Annotated in this window: 15 protein-coding genes; 6 read left to right on the top strand and 9 right to left on the bottom strand. The window is 61.2% G+C overall.

Going from position 1 to position 16,104, the window contains the following annotated elements; translation table 11 throughout:
* Window positions 1–232: 232 nt before the first annotated feature.
* The 4 genes from RIN56_07150 to RIN56_07135 form a co-directional block, all read right to left on the bottom strand.
* Window positions 233–2,095 (bottom strand): VWA domain-containing protein, encoded by a 1,863-nt coding sequence (locus RIN56_07150; protein MDR7866583.1) that lies wholly within the window; start codon window positions 2,093–2,095, stop codon window positions 233–235.
* 178 nt (window positions 2,096–2,273) lie between these two features.
* Window positions 2,274–3,593: an amino acid permease gene (locus tag RIN56_07145; GenBank protein MDR7866582.1), complete on the bottom strand. Its 1,320-nt coding sequence runs from the start codon at window positions 3,591–3,593 to the stop codon at window positions 2,274–2,276.
* Between the two features lie 166 nt (window positions 3,594–3,759).
* Entirely contained in the window at window positions 3,760–5,118 is a 1,359-nt protein-coding gene (locus tag RIN56_07140; GenBank protein ID MDR7866581.1) for a pyridoxal-phosphate dependent enzyme, read from the bottom strand.
* A 42-nt stretch (window positions 5,119–5,160) separates the two neighbouring features.
* Window positions 5,161–6,333 carry a YgeY family selenium metabolism-linked hydrolase gene (locus RIN56_07135; GenBank protein MDR7866580.1) on the bottom strand — a complete coding sequence of 391 codons (1,173 nt, stop codon included), beginning with the start codon at window positions 6,331–6,333 and terminating at the stop codon, window positions 5,161–5,163.
* Window positions 6,334–6,498: 165 nt separating this feature from the next.
* On the opposite strand from RIN56_07135, the gene RIN56_07130 reads away from it, so the two are divergent.
* From RIN56_07130 to RIN56_07110, 5 genes are all read left to right on the top strand, one after another.
* Complete coding sequence (locus tag RIN56_07130; GenBank protein ID MDR7866579.1) at window positions 6,499–7,416, top strand: AraC family transcriptional regulator; 918 nt, start codon at window positions 6,499–6,501, stop codon at window positions 7,414–7,416.
* Window positions 7,417–7,899: 483 nt separating this feature from the next.
* Window positions 7,900–9,231: a cytochrome c biogenesis protein ResB gene (locus RIN56_07125; protein ID MDR7866578.1), complete on the top strand. Its 1,332-nt coding sequence runs from the start codon at window positions 7,900–7,902 to the stop codon at window positions 9,229–9,231.
* Complete coding sequence (gene ccsB, locus RIN56_07120) at window positions 9,231–10,058, top strand: c-type cytochrome biogenesis protein CcsB (GenBank protein ID MDR7866577.1); 828 nt, start codon at window positions 9,231–9,233, stop codon at window positions 10,056–10,058. Before RIN56_07125 ends, ccsB begins: the two co-directional genes overlap by 1 nt.
* 40 nt (window positions 10,059–10,098) lie before the next feature.
* Window positions 10,099–10,587, top strand: a complete 489-nt coding sequence (locus RIN56_07115; protein ID MDR7866576.1) for a NapC/NirT family cytochrome c — start codon at window positions 10,099–10,101, stop codon at window positions 10,585–10,587.
* Complete coding sequence (locus tag RIN56_07110) at window positions 10,580–11,866, top strand: ammonia-forming cytochrome c nitrite reductase subunit c552 (GenBank protein MDR7866575.1); 1,287 nt, start codon at window positions 10,580–10,582, stop codon at window positions 11,864–11,866. The genes RIN56_07115 and RIN56_07110 overlap by 8 nt, the downstream gene beginning before the upstream one ends.
* Window positions 11,867–11,890: 24 nt before the next feature.
* Here the strand turns inward: RIN56_07110 and RIN56_07105 are convergent, their stop codons facing one another.
* Entirely contained in the window at window positions 11,891–12,019 is a 129-nt protein-coding gene (locus tag RIN56_07105; GenBank protein ID MDR7866574.1) for a hypothetical protein, read from the bottom strand.
* Window positions 12,020–12,128: 109 nt separating this feature from the next.
* Here RIN56_07105 and RIN56_07100 point away from each other — a divergent pair, with 109 nt between their 5' ends.
* Window positions 12,129–12,485, top strand: coding sequence for a DUF5664 domain-containing protein (locus tag RIN56_07100; protein MDR7866573.1), 357 nt, complete (start codon window positions 12,129–12,131; stop codon window positions 12,483–12,485).
* 118 nt (window positions 12,486–12,603) lie between these two features.
* Here the strand turns inward: RIN56_07100 and RIN56_07095 are convergent, their stop codons facing one another.
* From RIN56_07095 to RIN56_07080, 4 genes are read right to left on the bottom strand one after another with little or no spacing between them, the layout of a single operon-like run.
* The gene (locus RIN56_07095) at window positions 12,604–13,272 is read right to left on the bottom strand and encodes a hypothetical protein (GenBank protein ID MDR7866572.1); all 669 of its coding nucleotides are present in this window, start codon (window positions 13,270–13,272) and stop codon (window positions 12,604–12,606) included.
* Between the two features lie 11 nt (window positions 13,273–13,283).
* Complete coding sequence (arsM, locus tag RIN56_07090) at window positions 13,284–14,537, bottom strand: arsenite methyltransferase (protein MDR7866571.1); 1,254 nt, start codon at window positions 14,535–14,537, stop codon at window positions 13,284–13,286.
* Window positions 14,538–14,588: 51 nt separating this feature from the next.
* Window positions 14,589–15,536, bottom strand: a complete 948-nt coding sequence (locus RIN56_07085; protein ID MDR7866570.1) for a permease — start codon at window positions 15,534–15,536, stop codon at window positions 14,589–14,591.
* 5 nt (window positions 15,537–15,541) lie between these two features.
* Window positions 15,542–16,027, bottom strand: coding sequence for a MarR family transcriptional regulator (locus RIN56_07080; GenBank protein MDR7866569.1), 486 nt, complete (start codon window positions 16,025–16,027; stop codon window positions 15,542–15,544).
* Window positions 16,028–16,104 lie beyond the last annotated feature (77 nt).

Raw genomic sequence — 16,104 nt, 5'->3', positions numbered from 1 at the left:
CGCGCGAGCCGGCGCAAATAAGGCCGTTGTCCGGTTACACCTCTTCCGTATTGCCGCTTCCTCATCCCGTCGCAGCCCCGGCGAACAAAGAACACCCAGGCATGCCCTAACGCACTGTCCCGGGTGTCCGAGTCGCAGAAGCTCTTTATACGACTTGTCCATGGTAAGCGCGTTCTATACACGTGCTTGATTCCATATCATCAGTCTTCGACGGCTTCCGCGAAAATCCTCGTTACTCTTTATCGGCCAGCAGCCGTGTTATCTCCACCATCCTGACGAACTCGCCCCGGTAGCCCTCCGCGTCGCGGCCCCTGGCGCCCCCCGCCAGCTCTAGCACCTGGCCGTACGACGCCTGGCCCTTGTACTCCGAGTCGCGCAGCAGCAGCGCATACTCGGCGACCGCCGCCGCAAAGCGGAAGTTCTCCGACGGGGTTTCGACCCTCCGCTCCGGGCCGACCCGCTCGGTCAACAAAATGCTGCCCAGCCCGGCCGGTTTCTTATAACGCACCTTCACCTGCAGCAGATCGTCGCTCGCCACCGCCACCGGCTTCTGGTACACGAGCGGATCGACCGCCCCCGCTCCTTCAGCCGCGCCGGCGGGTATCACCTCGTAAAACGCCGTCACCGCGTGGCCCGCCCCCATATCGCCGGCGTCCTTGCCGTCATCGTTGAAATCGCGGTCGGCCAGCCTGCGGTTCTCATAGCCGATCAGCCGGTAAGCCTTGACCTTGGCCGGATTGAACTCCACCTGCAGTTTGACGTCCTGCGCGATGGTATACAGCGTGCCGGCCATCTGCCCCACCATCACCTTCCTGGCCTCCTGGGCGCTGTCGATATAGGCGTACATGCCGTTGCCCCTGTCTGCCAGCATCTCCATCCGGTTATCCTTGAGATTGCCCATGCCGAAACCGAGGATGCTGAGAAAAATACCCTCGCCCCGCTTTGCCTCGATCAGCCGCGTCAGCTCGCCCTCGCTCGTCGGCCCGACGTTGAAGTCGCCGTCGGTCGCAAGGATCACCCGATTATTGCCTCCCTCGCGGAAATTCTCCCCGGCGAGCTTGTAGGCAAGGCCGATGCCGGCGCCGCCGGCCGTCGAGCCGCCCGCCTGCAGGTTGTCGATAGCGGCGGCAATCTTCCCCTTCTCGCTGCCGGCGGTCGGCGCCAGCGCCACCCCCGCCCGGCCGGCGTACACGACGATTGCCACCGTATCCTCGGCGCGCAGTTGCTTCACCAGCACCTTAAACGCCGTCTTCAGCAGCGGCAGCTTGTTCGCGCTCGCCATCGACCCCGAAACATCGATCAGAAAAACCAGGGTTGCCGGCGGCAGCTCCTCCGCCGGGACATTTTTCCCCTGCAGACCGATCATCACCAGCTCGTGCCCCGGCTGCCACGGGCAGGCCGCCACCTCCGCCGTCACCGAGAAGGGGTGCTCCCCGGCCGGCTGGCGGTAGTCGTACGTAAAGTAATTCACCAGCTCCTCTGTCCTCACCGCATCCGGCGGAGGCAACCGCCCGGAGTTCAGGAACCGGCGGACGTTGCTGTACGCCGCGGTGTCGACATCGATAGAAAACGTCGACAGCGGCGACGTCGCGGTATCCTGATAGTTGCCGTCGTAAATCCTTTTATACTCCTCGCCGCCGTATGGGCCCGGCGGATAATAGCCGCCCCCGGGCGACGGGGCCGCGCCGCTCAGCGCCACGCTCTTCTCCAAAACATTCCGCCCGCCGAGCGGCATCGCCGCCGCCCACTGCTCTTCATACTCCGCGGCCTTCAGTACGATCACCGCCGTCCCGCCGTCATTCAGGCGATAAGCCAGCCGGTAGCGCGCGCCCAGGTCAGCCAGCACCTCCGCCAGCGTCCGCCCCGCCGTCGCGGCGATATCGACCCTCAGCCCCGCCACCTCCGGCGCGGCCGCGATCGGCACACCGCTCCGCTCGCTCAGCAGCGACAGCAGCTCCGCCAGCGTCACCCCCTGGACGCCGCCGACATCCACTGTCACCGCCGCCGGGTCCACCCTGTTCCCCATGCTCGCCGGCGCCGCCCAACTTGCGGTAAGCATACAGGCCATCATCAGTATGGCAACAATCCTTCTCATAATCATCGTCCCTCCCGCATCTTATCTCCCCGGCCGCGCCCTCCGCGGCGGGAGCCCTGTTATTTACCTTTCTATGGCAATAAACGCGGCTAACGGAAAAAAGTAACGGCGCGGGAAAAATCTTCCCAAAAATTTAAAGCCGCCATAGATTTCTATGGCGGCTTCGGGTCGTCTCTTGTTAAGATTCGGTGGCCACCTGCCGGCGCAGTGCCCTAACCCGGTAAACCACGATGGGGATTATCAGCATCGGCACCCCCAGGTAAAGCGAGGTTCTAAGCTCCTCGGTGAAAATCACGAAAATCAGGCAAGCCACCTGCGCCCAGATGCCGAAATAAGTCACATACGGGAATAACGGCGCCTTGTACCTGAGCGCCCTTACCTCTTCCGGGCTCAGCCGCCGCCGGAAATTAAGCTGGCTCCAGCAGATCGAAATCCACGCGATCGCGCCCGTGAAGCCGGACAGCGCCAGCAGGTAAGTGTAAATACTCTTATCCTGGTCGAGCGTATACAGCACAACGCCCAGCCAGCACACCACGATCGACAGCGCCGTCGCATTCTGCGGCACACCCTGCCTGTTCAGCGTCGCCAGCCACCTGGGGGCCATACCCTCCCGCGCCAGCGCGTACATCGCCCGCGTGCAGCCGTACAGGCCCGAGTTGGAGCACGATATCGCCGCCGTCAGCACGACAAAGGAGAACACCGCCCCCGCCCATTCCAGGCCGTACGCGCCGAGCGCCGCCGCGAATACGCTCTCCTCCAGGCTGGCCTTGTCCCACGGAAAAATAGTCACAAGCAGCAGCATCGGAATTATGTAAAGCGCGATAATGCGGACAGTCACCTGCATTACGGTCGCCGGGATGGTCTTCGCCGGATCCTCGCTTTCCCCCGCCGCCAGCCCGATGATCTCCGACCCCTGAAAGTTCACCAGGATGATGACCATCGTCAGCAGCACCGCCCAGTAGCCTTCCGGGGCGAATCCGCCGCCCGACAGCAGGACGCTCGTGCCGAGGAAATCGCCGCCGCCGATGGCGCCGAAAAAGATCAGCACCGCCAGGACGCTGAACATCCCCAGCGCGACGATTTTGAACAGCGCCAGCCAGAACTCCGTTTCGCCGAACAGATGGACGTGGAACAGGTTGATCGCCGTAATCGCCAGGCCAAACAGCACCGCCCACCACATCGAGCTCACCGCCGGGAAGAATTCGTTCATGATAATCCCGGCCGCGATCATCTCCGACGGCACATAGGCCACCCACGACAGCCAGTAGCTCCAGCCCACGCCGCACGCCCACGCCGGCGAAATCATATCCCGGCTGTAGCTAATGAACGACCCGGTAACCGGCCGGGCGACAGCCAGCTCGCCTAAGCACACCATCACGGCGAACACGATCAGGCCGCCGAGCAGGTACGCCAGCACCGACGCCGGGCCCGCCTTGCCGATAATATAACCGCTGCCCAGAAAGTAGCCGCTGCCGATTATCCCGCCCAGCGCGATCATCTGCAGATGCCGGCACTTCAGCCCCCTGCAAAGCTCCTGTTCCGCCGTCCTCTCTTTCAAGCCCGTTCCCCCATTATCGTATTAAAATCCTCTGTAAATGATTATAAAGCACAGCAAAACAAAAAACCACCATATATGCAATATGGTGGCTTGAGCCGCGTCCAGCCTAGCCGCGCAGCGCGCGAATCTCGTTATTGTAGTGGCCGACCTTCCCGTACTGTTCCTCCCAGAAAGCCTGGTCGCGCATCCCGTCCAGGAACGCCTTGCTGTAGCCGAACTTCAGCCAGTCGTTCTCCTTCTGGACGAAAAGCCGTTCCTTCGCGCCCGTCTTGCGGCAATCGAACACCTGCCCGTCCGACGCCCCCAGGAAAATATCGGCCGCCCAGCGGTCGAGGACGAACGGTGCAGTTTCCAGATAGCGGCCGTTCAGTTCGTCCAGCACCGACCGGTAACGGTCGAACCCGTCGGTCGCCACTGTCACCACATTGTCCCCCGGGCCGAGGCGCAAAAACTTCGCCAGCTTGATCGCCCCCAGCACATTGCAGATCCCCGAAGGCCCGAAGCAGTCGCGGAGGCCCAGGGCAAAGTCCCGGTCCACCCCCAGCTTCACCAGCGTCGCGGCGCCGTCGCGGAAAATCTTCAGCCCCTGCACCGTCTCCTCGTCTTTTATCAATATCACGAAATCGGTTGTCAGCACATTATGAATCAGCGTGCACATCTTGTCGCCGATGCCCTCGATACGGTGCTGTCCCCGGCCGCCGTCGGCCAGCGTCGAGCATTCGTACGGTTCGAGGGCGGCGATCTTCGCTTCCGGGAAGATGGCCTTGATCTGGTCCCCGGCGGCGATCGTCCCGGCCGACCCCGGAGCGGAGGTGAAGCCGGCGATCCGCCCGTTGCCGATTCCCCGCACCGCCTCCACGGCGCTGTTGCCGGTGACGTGGCGGTGGAAGCGGTAGTTGGGGAACAGTTCGAACTGGGCCAGCGCCTTGTACTTAGGATTCTTCATCATCTCATGGGTCCGCTCCAGCGTCAGAATGACATCCGATTCCGACCCCGGCGTCAGTTCCAGTTCCCCGCCGTATTTTTCGATGCGCTCATACCGTTCCCTGCTCATGTTGTCCGGCATGATCACAATGGCGCGGAAACCGAGCAGCTTGGAGATATATGCGGTGCCGATGCCGAAATTGCCGGTCGAGGGACCGAGGATGGTATGCTCGCCGGGGATTATCTCCCCGTCCACCAGCCCCTCAATCAGCGTGCTGTAGGCAGGCCCAACCTTGTGGGAACCGGAAGGAAAACCGCAGCCCAGCAGCACGACGATATTGGCGTCGACGCCCGTCAGCTCGGGCGGCAGAACCAGCCTGCGCACCCCGTTCGCCGCATCCTTCCATGTTATATTGAAAAGATTTACCGGGTCGAGTTCGTCGGCCTGCGCGGCGGCGAGCGCCCTGGCCCGCAGGGTGCCGTCCAGGACGCCGGGGTCAAGCATCTCGTCGTATGTCGGCCCGAAAGGAATTTTGCCCATAACCATACCTCCCGTCGATTTTTTCTTAGTCCCAAAGGCGTCCTACAGTTTCAGCGGCAACAGGGAAAAGAACCGGCACGCCAGGATTATGTCCTCAAGAGGACAATATTCGTTGGCCATATGCGCCGTTTTCTCAACCCCCGCGCCAAACCCGATCGTCGGTATCCCCAGCTTGGCGGACGCGACCCCGTTCGTCGAGAAATCCCACTTATACGGCTGCGGCTCCGCGCCGAACACCTCCCGATACACCGCAAAACAGCCCTGTGCCAGGGGATGCTCCGCCCCGAGCTCCCAGCCCGGCAGATAAGAGTGCAGCACGATCTCCTCCCCGGTGTAGCTTTGCCCGACCGCGTCGTAGATCTCCCAATCGGCGTCGGCGTCGCCGATCAGCCCGGTCATCTCCGCGCCGACCGCCTCCTCGGTCTCGTGCGGGCAGATGCGGCGATCGATATACAGCGTACAGCTTCCCGGTACGGCATTGAGCGAGGCAGACACGCTTTCGATCCTCGTCAGGGCTATTGAGGGGCGCTCCGGCGTCATGGCCATGTACTTCTTGCCCAGCTCCTCGATGCGCCCGATGATCCCGGCCGCCTTATAGACAGCGTTGTCGCCCTTTTCCGGGGCCGCCCCGTGGGCGGAAACCCCTCTGACATTGATTTTATAGATTGCCCGTCCCAGATGCCCCATGGCGATGTTCAGATGACTCGGCTCGCAGATAACCACATAATCGGGCTTCAGCCCGTTGTCCACGATGGCGCGGTAAAGCCCCGCGCCGTCGAAGTCCTCCTCCATGACCGAGCAGCAGATATAAATCGTCTTGTCCGCCGCCAGGCCGAGCTTCTTCATGATATGCCCGGCGTAGACGGTAGCCGCGAGCGACCCCTTCATATCTGACGAACCCCGGCCGTACAGCCGGCCGTCCGCGATGTCGCCGCTGTACGGCCCGTGCGCCCACTCGCCGGCGTCGTTGACCGCCACATGATCCATATGGGAATCGTACAGCAGCTTCACCGGCCCGTTGCCGATCACACCGATGATGTTGCCGACCTTATCGACAATAATATCGTCGTAATCCAGCTTCGCCATCTCCTGTCTTATCCGTTCGACGAGGTTGGCCTCCCGCCCTGTCCTGCTCTTGATGCGGACAAGCTCGCTCGCAAAAGAAATCAGCTGGCCCTCTAAAGCGTTTACGGTTTCCTGCACCTGCCGGTTCACAACATCATCCCTCTCATCCCCATATTTTTCCGCCTCGCCCCTGACGGGCGCATCGCCTGGCGGCCTTGAATAAATCCCTGTTTAATATATAATTATATTGATATTTATTTATATTTCTATAACGATCTTGACTGATAATATCGTTATATTGCGCCAGGAGACAAAATGCAGATAACCGACATCCGCATCGACAAGAACAATCGCGAGACCACCCTGCACGGCAGCTACGACTTCCCCGTGGCCGTATACCTCGACCGGCTCGACAAGAACGTCCTCGGGTTCGTCAACTGGCACTGGCACGACGAGATCCAGCTCTCGCTCGTCACCAAAGGCCAGGTCGAGTTCCTGGTCAATCAAAACACCCATATTCTTAATGCAGGCCAAGGCATTTTCATCAACAGCGGTTGCCTGCACATGGCGCGCGCGGCCGCCGAACCCGACAGCACCTACATCTGCATAAACGTCGACACCAGGCTGTTGTCGTTCTTTCCAGGCAGCGCCATCGAGCAGAAATACATCAAGCCCTTCCTGAAACTCCGCGGGTTCTCGGCCGTTGTTCTCGACTCCGTAACAGACTGGCAGCGGCCGATACTGGCCGGAATCGATGAAATATACCATCTCCATACCGGCCGGGCCTTCGGCTACGAACTCGACATCGTCCTGGCGCTGGCGTCCGTCTGGCGACAACTGATCGCCCGGCAGAGCGAGACGGCGCCGGAAACGGACGCGGGCGAATACGCCGACCAGCAGCGGATAAAAACGATAATCGCCTATATCAACGAGCATTTCATGGACAAAATCACCCTCGGGGAAATCGCGGCCGCCGTCAATATCAGCCCAGGAGAATGCTGCCGTTTTTTCCGGCGGGCCGTCAAATGCACCGTCTTCGAATATGTCATGAACTACCGCATCAACAGAAGCATCGCGCTGCTCAGGGAAACCGACCTCACCGTTAGCCAAATAGCCGACGCCACAGGCTTCGGCAGCGCGAGCTACTATATCGAATGCTTTAAAAAGCAGGTATCCCGCACCCCCAGGGAATACCGCAATACCGCCGTTCGCCGCCAGAGCGCAGGCAAGTAAAAGAGTGCCCGGACATCGTCCGGGCACTCTTTTATACAGTCTCATGTCCTCTCTGAATGCGTTTTGCCCCGCCGCCATCGCTTCCGGAGACGGCTAAACCGGCCACGCCCGGCGGGAGCGGGTAATAAGACCACAGACAATAGCGTCCTTTCAGATTACCGCCGCAGCGGCACAATCTGTCGCCAGCCAGTCGGGAACAATATTCGGCCAGTTCGGCTGCTTCCCGCTTCCCTGCACCGCAGCCTCTCCCATCCTCTCCCATGACGCCACCCCCGCGATACGACGGCATCCGCCATCGCCCGCATCATATTTTCTGTTTTCATTCTATAGCACCCGCCCCAAAAGCGCAGTGACGCTAATCACAGCCAACCTGTCATCGCCGGCGCCGCGAATACCCGGCGGGCGACTGCCGGCAGGGATAATTCGCCGGACGTCGAAGCAATTAATTAGAATATTCCCAACAATGCCGCATTAGGAGACCGCATGAGCAACTTCCCCTTGAGCCGCGCCGTCCAAGCCTTCGCCACCATGAAAACGGGGCTTGCCCTGCTGGCGGTCATCATCGTCCTAGCCGTAGCCGGCACCCTCATCCCCCAGGAGCGCGACATCCACGCCGCCGGTCCCGTCCTAAGCTTCCTCTACCACACCGTCGGGCTGGGCGACCTTTACCACAGCTGGTGGTTCAGCTCCCTGCTGCTGCTGCTCTGCCTCAACATCGCCGTCTGTTCGGCCGTCCGCCTGCCCGCCCTGTGGCGCGCTACCTTCGCCCCCCCGGCCTGGCCGGACGCCATCGCCTGGCAGCGCGAATGCCCACTCGCCGCGCCGCCCGCCGAAGCCGCCGCGCTACTGAAAAAGAGCCTCACCCGGGAAGGGTTCCGCGTCCGGGACCTTGGCCAGGGCCGCATATACGCCCGCAAAGGCCGCGTGGCCCCCTGGGGCACCTTCCTCGTCCACGCCTCGATACTGCTCATCGCCCTCGGCGGCCTCTACGGCAGCCTGGCCGGCTTCCGGTACGCCGTCACCCTCGCGCCGGGCGAAGCGGTCACCATCGGCGGCGGCAGCCAGCCCGGCGTCGGCCAGCCCTTCGAAATACGGCTGCGCAGCTTCACCACCGAACTCTACCCCGACGGGCGGGTATCCGACTGGATAAGCAGCCTGTCGGTCGTCAGGGACGGAACGGAGCTTGCCAACCAGGACGTAAAGGTCAACCACCCCCTGTCCTTCCAGGGCATCTCCTTCTACCAGGCCTCTTACGCCACCCTCTATGATGCGGAGCGGCGCATAGAGGGTAAGCTTGCCGGGACGGTCCGCATCGGCGAAAAAATGCCGATCATCCTCGACGAACAACAGGGCGTCGCCGTGATCCCGCTGAAATACCTGCCCGACTTCGACCCCCGGCAGCCGCATGTCAGCAAATCGGCCAAACCGCTCAACCCTCACATAGTATGCGCCCTCTACAGCGGCGGCCGCCCTCTGGGCATGAACGCCTTCCCGCTCGGCAAACCGATCACCTTCCCCGGCTCGCAGACCGAGCTGATTTTCCGCGCCGTCACCCAGGCCTCGGGAATGGACGTTAAATACGATCCCGGCCTGCCGCTGGTTTTTGCGGGCTTCGCCGTCATGAGCGCGGCCTTCTTCCTCAGCCTCTACCCGCGCCGCCGCGTTGTGTTCGCCGCAATAACCCCCGCCGGCGATCAGTCGGCCATAGCCATCGCCGTCTTCGGAAAATCGCCGCTTTTGGCCGAAGAACTCACGCGGCTGTGCGGCGCCCTCACGTCCGCTGAAAATAAACAAGACCCCAAGGAGGCCAGGTAGTGCCCAACTACGAAATACCGGTCATCGTCGCGGCATTTTTTCTCTACTTTCTCGCCGCCATCTGTTACATAAGCCGCCTCGTATTCCTGCGCCCCTCCCTGGCGCGCCTCGCCCGTCTGGCCGCGGCCGCCGGCCTCGCCGCCAACATAGCCGCGGCGATACTCAGAACGCTCGCCTCCGGCAATGCCCCTTTCGCCAACATGTACGAATTCGGCATCGTCTTGGTGGCCGTCACCGTCGCCGCCTATCTCTGGGTCGACCTTAGGCATGGCCAGGCGGCCCTGGGCGCTTTCGCCCTCCCGGTGGCCTTCCTGTTCACCGGCGTGTTCGTCCTCTTCTACCAGGACGCCAAGCCGCTCATGCCCGCCCTCAAGAGCAACTGGCTGCTGGCCCACGTCGCCACGGCCGTCATCGCCTACGGGGCCCTGACCTTCTCCTTTGCCGTCGCCCTGCTCTACCGCTGGCGATCCCGCCTGCAAACCGGCGGCGGCGATCCCGCCCTCCTCGCCCTCGTACCCGGACTGCCCGCCCTGGAAGAAATGCTTACCAGGGCTATCCTCCTGGCCATGCCCTTTCTCACCCTGCTCATCATCACCGGCGCAGTATGGGCTGAGTACGCCTGGGGTTCCTACTGGCGGTGGGACCCGAAAGAAACCTGGTCGCTCATCACCTGGCTGGTCTACGCCGTCTACCTTCACGGCCGCGCCGTATACGCCTGGCAGGGCAAAACCGCGGCCAACTGGGCCATCGCCGGCTTCCTCGTCGTGGTCTTCACCTTCATCGGTGTAAATATACTGTTACCGGGACTCCATAGCTACGCTCTATAAATCACGCCGCACTATTTATAACGAGAGGGGGAAGGAAGTCTTGCAGCCTTTACCGGCGCCAGACAGGAAAGCGCTGAAGTACGGCATCGCGGGAGCCGTGGCCATGCTGGCCGTAGCCCTGATGATGAGCGCCAGCCTCGCTTACGTCGACCAACCCCAGTTCTGCGGCAGCTGCCACTCCATGCGCGAAGTGTACGGCACCTTCGCCGCGTCCACCCACAAACAGTTCGTCTGCGGCGACTGCCACCTGCCCCAGCAGAACTTCGCCGTCAAACTGTCGGCCAAAACCCGGAGCGGCATCAGCCACGTCTATCACGAAACCCTCCAGGATTATCCCCAGCCGCTGACCGTCTCGGCGGAGGGCAAGACCATCCTCGCCGACAACTGCCGACGCTGCCATGCCAGCACGATCGAGAACACCCCCATGGCGGCGGCCGGCAACAGCTGCACAGCCTGCCACCGCTCCCTCGTGCACGACGAACTCAACCTCGGCAAAAAACTAGGGAAGGGGGGCCTCACCCTTGAATAACGGTCAGAAAATCCTCGTCGCGACAGCCATCCTGCTGTTATGCTTCTTCGGCGTCGTCATCGTCCGCGTCTGGGGCGTCCAGCCGGCGGCCACCATAAAAACCGCCGCCATCGCAAAAGGGGAATACGACCCGGCCGTCTGGGGAAAATCCTACCCGCTGGAGTACGCCAGCTACCAGAAAAACAAGGAAATGAAGCCCTCCCCCACCGGCTACGGCGGCAGCGTCCTTGTCCAGAAATGGGATATGCAGCCTGAGCTGAAAATCAACTTTGCCGGCTACGGCTTCAGCATCGACTACAAGGAAGACCGCGGCCACGTATACGCCCTCATCGACCAGCAGGAATCCAAACGGGTCAACGCCCAGACGGTGGGCACCTGCATAACCTGCAAGACCCCTTACATCGAAAAACTGTTCGCCGAACAGGGGTGGAACTACACCCGCACGCCCCTGCTGCCCCTCATCGAACAGGCCAAACACCCGGTCAGCTGCGCCAGCTGCCACGACCCGGAAAACATGAACCTCAGGGTCGTCAACCCCGCCTTCAAGGAAGCCATGGCCCGCCTGGGCACAGACCTGACAAAAGCCACGCGCGAAGAAATGCGCTCCTATGTATGCGGCCAGTGCCACGCCGAATACTACTTCGAGCCCGGCACCAACCGCCTCGTCTTCCCGTGGGACAAAGGCTTCACCCCGCAGGCCATGTACGAATACTACGCCACCAAACCCAACGGGTTCGAGAAAGACTGGGTCCACGCCGTCTCCGGCGCCCCCATCCTCAAAGGTCAGCATCCTGATTTCGAGGAATGGAAAAACGGCGCCCACGGCAAATCCGGCGTCTCCTGCGCCGACTGCCACATGCCGTACGTCCTCCAGGGGGGCCAGAAATACACCTCCCACCATATGACCAGCCCGCTGCACTATATCAAGGAATCCTGCCTAACCTGCCATCGCGGCCAGAGCGAGGCCTGGGCGCTCGACCAGGTCAAGACCAGACAGGACGCCGTCTTCCAGATGCAGCACGCCGCCGGTCAGAAAATCGCCCAGGCCCATGAAATCATCAGGAAAGCCGCCGACACACAGGGCGCCGACCCCGCCCTGCTCGCCCAGGCCCGCGAACACGTCCGCAAAGCCCAGTGGTACTGGGACTACGTAGCAGCCGCCAACTCCATGGGCTTCCACAACTCCGTCCAGGAGCTTCAGACCCTCGGCCAGGCCTCGGACCTGGCCTGGCAGGCCATCCAGGCCGCCAACCAGGCGGCGGGCCGAAACCTGCTATAAATGCCAAAAACGGGACGCCGGGCATCATCCCGGCGTCCCGGCCTGAAAAAACACCGCCCCTTGGCGCTGGCCTTCAGACTGACGGCCAGCTTTTTTTATCCTCACCCCTTTAAAGCGCCAACCCGGTGCCGTTCCCTTTATTTTCAAATCCATTTCATAATCCGCCTCGCCCCGCCCACTTTAATGTCTGTTCAAGGAGGAAAACGGCCTGAATTGCAGAATATGTGATGAACATCAGGAATACTTCAGTGGACGGTGGAAAATGGACATCAAAGACAGCGGCAACAGGACAAAGTTCGACACTGGGGCTGTAAGAGATTACCACGAAGGGAAAGGGCGATACGACTTGATTCCCTGGGACGCGATCCACGAACTGGCGATTCACTGCGAACAAGGCGCAAAAAAATACGGCGAGCGAAACTGCGAGAAAGGCATTCCCATGCACTCGCTGATCGACAGCGCCATCAGGCATCTATCCTGCTACATGCGGGGAATGAAAGACGAGCCGCATCTGAGAGCGGCGCTCTGGAACGTCGCCTTCGCCATCTGGATGGAGAAAAACCGTCCTGATATGCAGGACATCCCTGTCCGCATGTCACCGCCCGACAACAACGACTGATTCAGCCGCCAACATCACGTGCGGCTCTCCGCCTCCGCCGACCGCCATACCACCCGCAAATAATCCCTAGACAAAAACCCACTTGCTTGCCTCGCGGCAGAAGTGGGTTCTTATCTTGCTAACCGTTTTCGGGGCAGACGGCCCGGCACTGCCAGCATTTGACAAGGTTGTGGCCGCGGGGAGATTTAACCGCCAGGTTAGTCCGGCATTTTATCTGCTCCACCGAACGGCTTCCGTCCAGAGCCCCCACCGGGCACGCCTCCAGACAAAGTCTGCATCCGTCCGGACACAAGGCCGCGGCCGCAGGCGGCGACGCGAAAGTCATATCCGTCAGAATCGATACCAACTCCACCCTGTTGCCGTATTTCGGCGTAATCAGCAAGGCATTCTTGCCGATGACCCCCAGACCGGCAAGCTGCGCGGCGTGCCGGTGAGATAAAATTCCCATGCCGTGTTTGCGGTCTTCCTCCCAGTGGAAATACGGATCGTCGGCCGGTACCGGCACCGCCGTGTAGCCCTGTTCCTCGATGAAGACGGCCACGGCGCGGGCCAGCTCGTCGAGCTGCTTGACATTGCTGGTGTGGTGGGCCGTGTAGACCACCTGGTTGCCCGAAGCCACCGCCCCTTTCGGCAGCGCCCTGGCCAGCACGACGACCCCCTTAGCTTGTGGCATTATATCCTGCGGCTTAAAACCTTCCGGCGCCGCGGCAAAATCGGCCGCCGCGGCAAACCCCACCAGGTTTGCCCCGCGTGCCAGCGCATAATCACGGATCTTCTCCGCCAACATCTTTACCCCTCCTATAATGCCAGTTTCATCGCGACACACGACGAACAGCACGTGCTGACCGCGGGATTATCCAGAAACGCCTGCGGAACCTCCGCCCGCTCGACAACCGCAAAGCCGCGCCCGGCGAAGTAACCGGCCGCCGTGTTGGTGAACAAGTAGGCCGCCGCGCTGCCGGTCGCCTCCGCCCGCGCGAGAGCCGCGTCCATCAGCGCCCCGGCTATGCCCGCCTTGCGCGCAGCGGGCGCAACCGCCAGCGACCGCACCAGGACGGCGCCGGGCGCGTACTCGCTGCCGACGACGCCTGCCACGCCGCCCCGGTCGGCCACCAGGAACCGCTCCCGGCCGGCGGCGATCGCCACCGCCGTCAGGCCGGAGGACGCCAGCAATTCCTCAATTACCGGCACATCTTCCGGCCGTGCCGGACGGATCGTATAATCCTTGCCTGCCGCAAGGCGGTTGGCCGGCTTCTTCGCCCGGATGAAAGCGCTGACCAAACTGCCGTTATAATCTTCAAGCTCCGCGGCCGACGCCCCTGGCACAAGTTTGCCGGCTGCCGGGCTCGTCAGATCGTAAACCCTCGTAACCACAACCTCGACATCGCCGAAGCCAGCCTCCTTCAGCTTGCCGGTATACTCGTCATCGGTCAGCGCTCCGGCGATACATCCCGACCAGGCCAACAGATTTTTGCGGACCCCCTCCGGCAGCGGCCTTGTCGTGACAATATCGGATACGGCTACCCGGCCGCCCGGCCTCAGGACGCGGAATATTTCGCGGAAAACCCTGTCCTTATCGGCCGACAGGTTGATGACGCAATTGGAAATAACCACATCCACCGCGGCCTCCGGCAGGGGAATATCCTCTATATGCCCTTTCAAAAACTCCGCGTTGGTTAGTCCTGACTTAGCCTTGTTGGCATTGGCCTCCGCCAGCATCTCATCCGTCATGTCCAGCCCGTACGCCTTGCCGGCCGGCCCCACCCGCTTGGCAGACAGCAGCACGTCAAGTCCGGCGCCGCTGCCGAGATCGAGGACGGTCTCGCCCGCATAAAGGCTACCCAGAGCCGTGGGGTTGCCGCAGCCCAGCGAGGTGGCGAGCAGGTTTTCCGGCAGGCCCTCGATATCTGTTGCCTGATAAAGGTTGCCCGTTATCGCCCGGGTGGCGTCCCTGCTGTCGCCGCAGCAACCCGCAGAGCCGCAGCAACCGGATTTTGACGTAATAGCCTCAGCGTATTTCTTGCGGACCTGTTCGCGAATATCCTCGCTCATGATTTACCTCCCGACAGCCAGCCTGCGATCTTCATATTTCTTTCCTCCCTGTCATACGACCATATTGAAAAGATAGCCGGTAAAAATGATGGCGACGGCGAGAATGCCGGCGAAGATGCCGATAAGCTTCGGTTTGAGCACCCGGCGGAGGATTATCATCTCAGGAAAGCTTATCGCACTGACCGCCATCATGAACGCCAGCGACGTGCCCAGCGGCAGGCCCTTCTCGATCAGAGCGTAAATAATCGGCACCATGCCCGAAGCACTGTTGTAGAGCGGCACGCCGAGCAACACCACGAGCGGAACTGCCAGCGGATTGCCGCGGCCGGCGTATTCAACCAGAAATTCGTCCGGAACGTAGCCATGGATAAAACCGCCGATCGCCAGGGCTACGACGATATACGGGCCGATCTTTTTCAACAGATCGAGCGTGAAATCTTTGGCCGCCTGGCAGCGTTCGGCGAACGTCGGCTCATACACCTCGATCTCGCCGCTCTTGATCTGGTAGACATACTCCTCGACCTGATTCTCCAAGCCGAGCTTGCCGATGACATAGCCGGCGATAATGGCGATAACCACCCCCGTCGCGGTATACAGCAGCGCCACCTTCCAGCCGAACAGCCCCAGCAGCATCACCAGGGCGATTTCGTTGACCATCGGCGACGAAATCAGGAAAGAGAAGGTCACGCCCAGCGGCACGCCTGCCTCGATGAAGCCGATGAACAGCGGCACCGCCGAGCACGAGCAGAACGGCGTCATAATGCCGACCAGCGCCGCCAGGATGTTGCCGACGAATGTATGCCGGCGGCTGAGGAATTTTTTCGTTTTTTCCGGCGGGAAGTAGGAGCGGATAATTGAGATGATATATATCGCCACCGCCAGCAACACGAAAATCTTCGGCGTATCGTAGACGAAGAAATGCAGCGCGGCCGTAAACGGATTTCCCGGCGCCAGCCCCAGCCACTGGTAGACGACCAGGTCGGCAAAATATTCGAACATGGCCGTTACCTCTTTTCGACGCCGCAGCCGCCGCTAACCAGGCTGAGGTCGCAGCAATCCGGGCTCTTTATCGCTTCCGCCAACAGCGCCAGGCTGTCGAGAACCTGTTCGCGTTTTTCGGCGGGGAGCAGGTCTACTATGTCGGCAAAGTAAGTTTCCATACGCTTTTCCAGGCCGGCGAACACCTTGACGCCGTTACCGCTCAGCGCCAGCGCCACATAGCGTCTGTCCTCAGGATCGATTTCCCGCACCACCAGCCCCATGCCGACGAGGTTATCCACCGACCTGCTCACCGTGCTCTTATCGAGCCGCAGCAGTTCCGCCAATTCGTTTACCGACATCCTTTCCGCCCGGCCGAGTTCCACGATCACGTGGCACTGCGCCATGGTTATCCCGCAGCAGGACGCCTCGCCGCGCTCCAGGATGCCGAGCCGCCTGACAATCATCCTCATCGTTTCCCGCAGCCTTTTGGCCTGTTTTTCGTCTGTCAAATTATAGCACCTCCTGTTCATCAGTATACACAGCATAGATGCATATTGCAACTGTTTCTTTATAAAACACTTGTAAT

It is taken from the genome of Sporomusaceae bacterium (genome assembly GCA_031460455.1).
Taxonomy (GTDB): domain Bacteria; phylum Bacillota; class Negativicutes; order Sporomusales; family UBA7701; genus Anaeroselena.
Note: the sequence above shows the minus strand (reverse complement) of the source record. Positions and strands in the feature narration are given on the sequence as shown.

Bases quoted from the DNA above. Each gene is read 5' to 3' on its own strand.
- RIN56_07150 (MDR7866583.1), bottom strand. From the start codon at position 2,095: ATGAGAAGGATTGTTGCCATACTGATGATGGCCTGTATGCTTACCGCA.
- RIN56_07145 (MDR7866582.1), bottom strand. From the start codon at position 3,593: ATGATCGCGCTGGGCGGGATAATCGGCAGCGGCTACTTTCTGGGCAGC.
- RIN56_07140 (MDR7866581.1), bottom strand. From the start codon at position 5,118: ATGGGCAAAATTCCTTTCGGGCCGACATACGACGAGATGCTTGACCCC.
- RIN56_07130 (MDR7866579.1), top strand. From the start codon at position 6,499: ATGCAGATAACCGACATCCGCATCGACAAGAACAATCGCGAGACCACC.
- RIN56_07125 (MDR7866578.1), top strand. From the start codon at position 7,900: ATGAGCAACTTCCCCTTGAGCCGCGCCGTCCAAGCCTTCGCCACCATG.
- RIN56_07105 (MDR7866574.1), bottom strand. From the start codon at position 12,019: ATGGATTTGAAAATAAAGGGAACGGCACCGGGTTGGCGCTTTAAAGGG.
- RIN56_07100 (MDR7866573.1), top strand. From the start codon at position 12,129: ATGGACATCAAAGACAGCGGCAACAGGACAAAGTTCGACACTGGGGCT.
- RIN56_07095 (MDR7866572.1), bottom strand. From the start codon at position 13,272: ATGTTGGCGGAGAAGATCCGTGATTATGCGCTGGCACGCGGGGCAAAC.
- arsM (MDR7866571.1), bottom strand. From the start codon at position 14,537: ATGAGCGAGGATATTCGCGAACAGGTCCGCAAGAAATACGCTGAGGCT.
- RIN56_07085 (MDR7866570.1), bottom strand. From the start codon at position 15,536: ATGTTCGAATATTTTGCCGACCTGGTCGTCTACCAGTGGCTGGGGCTG.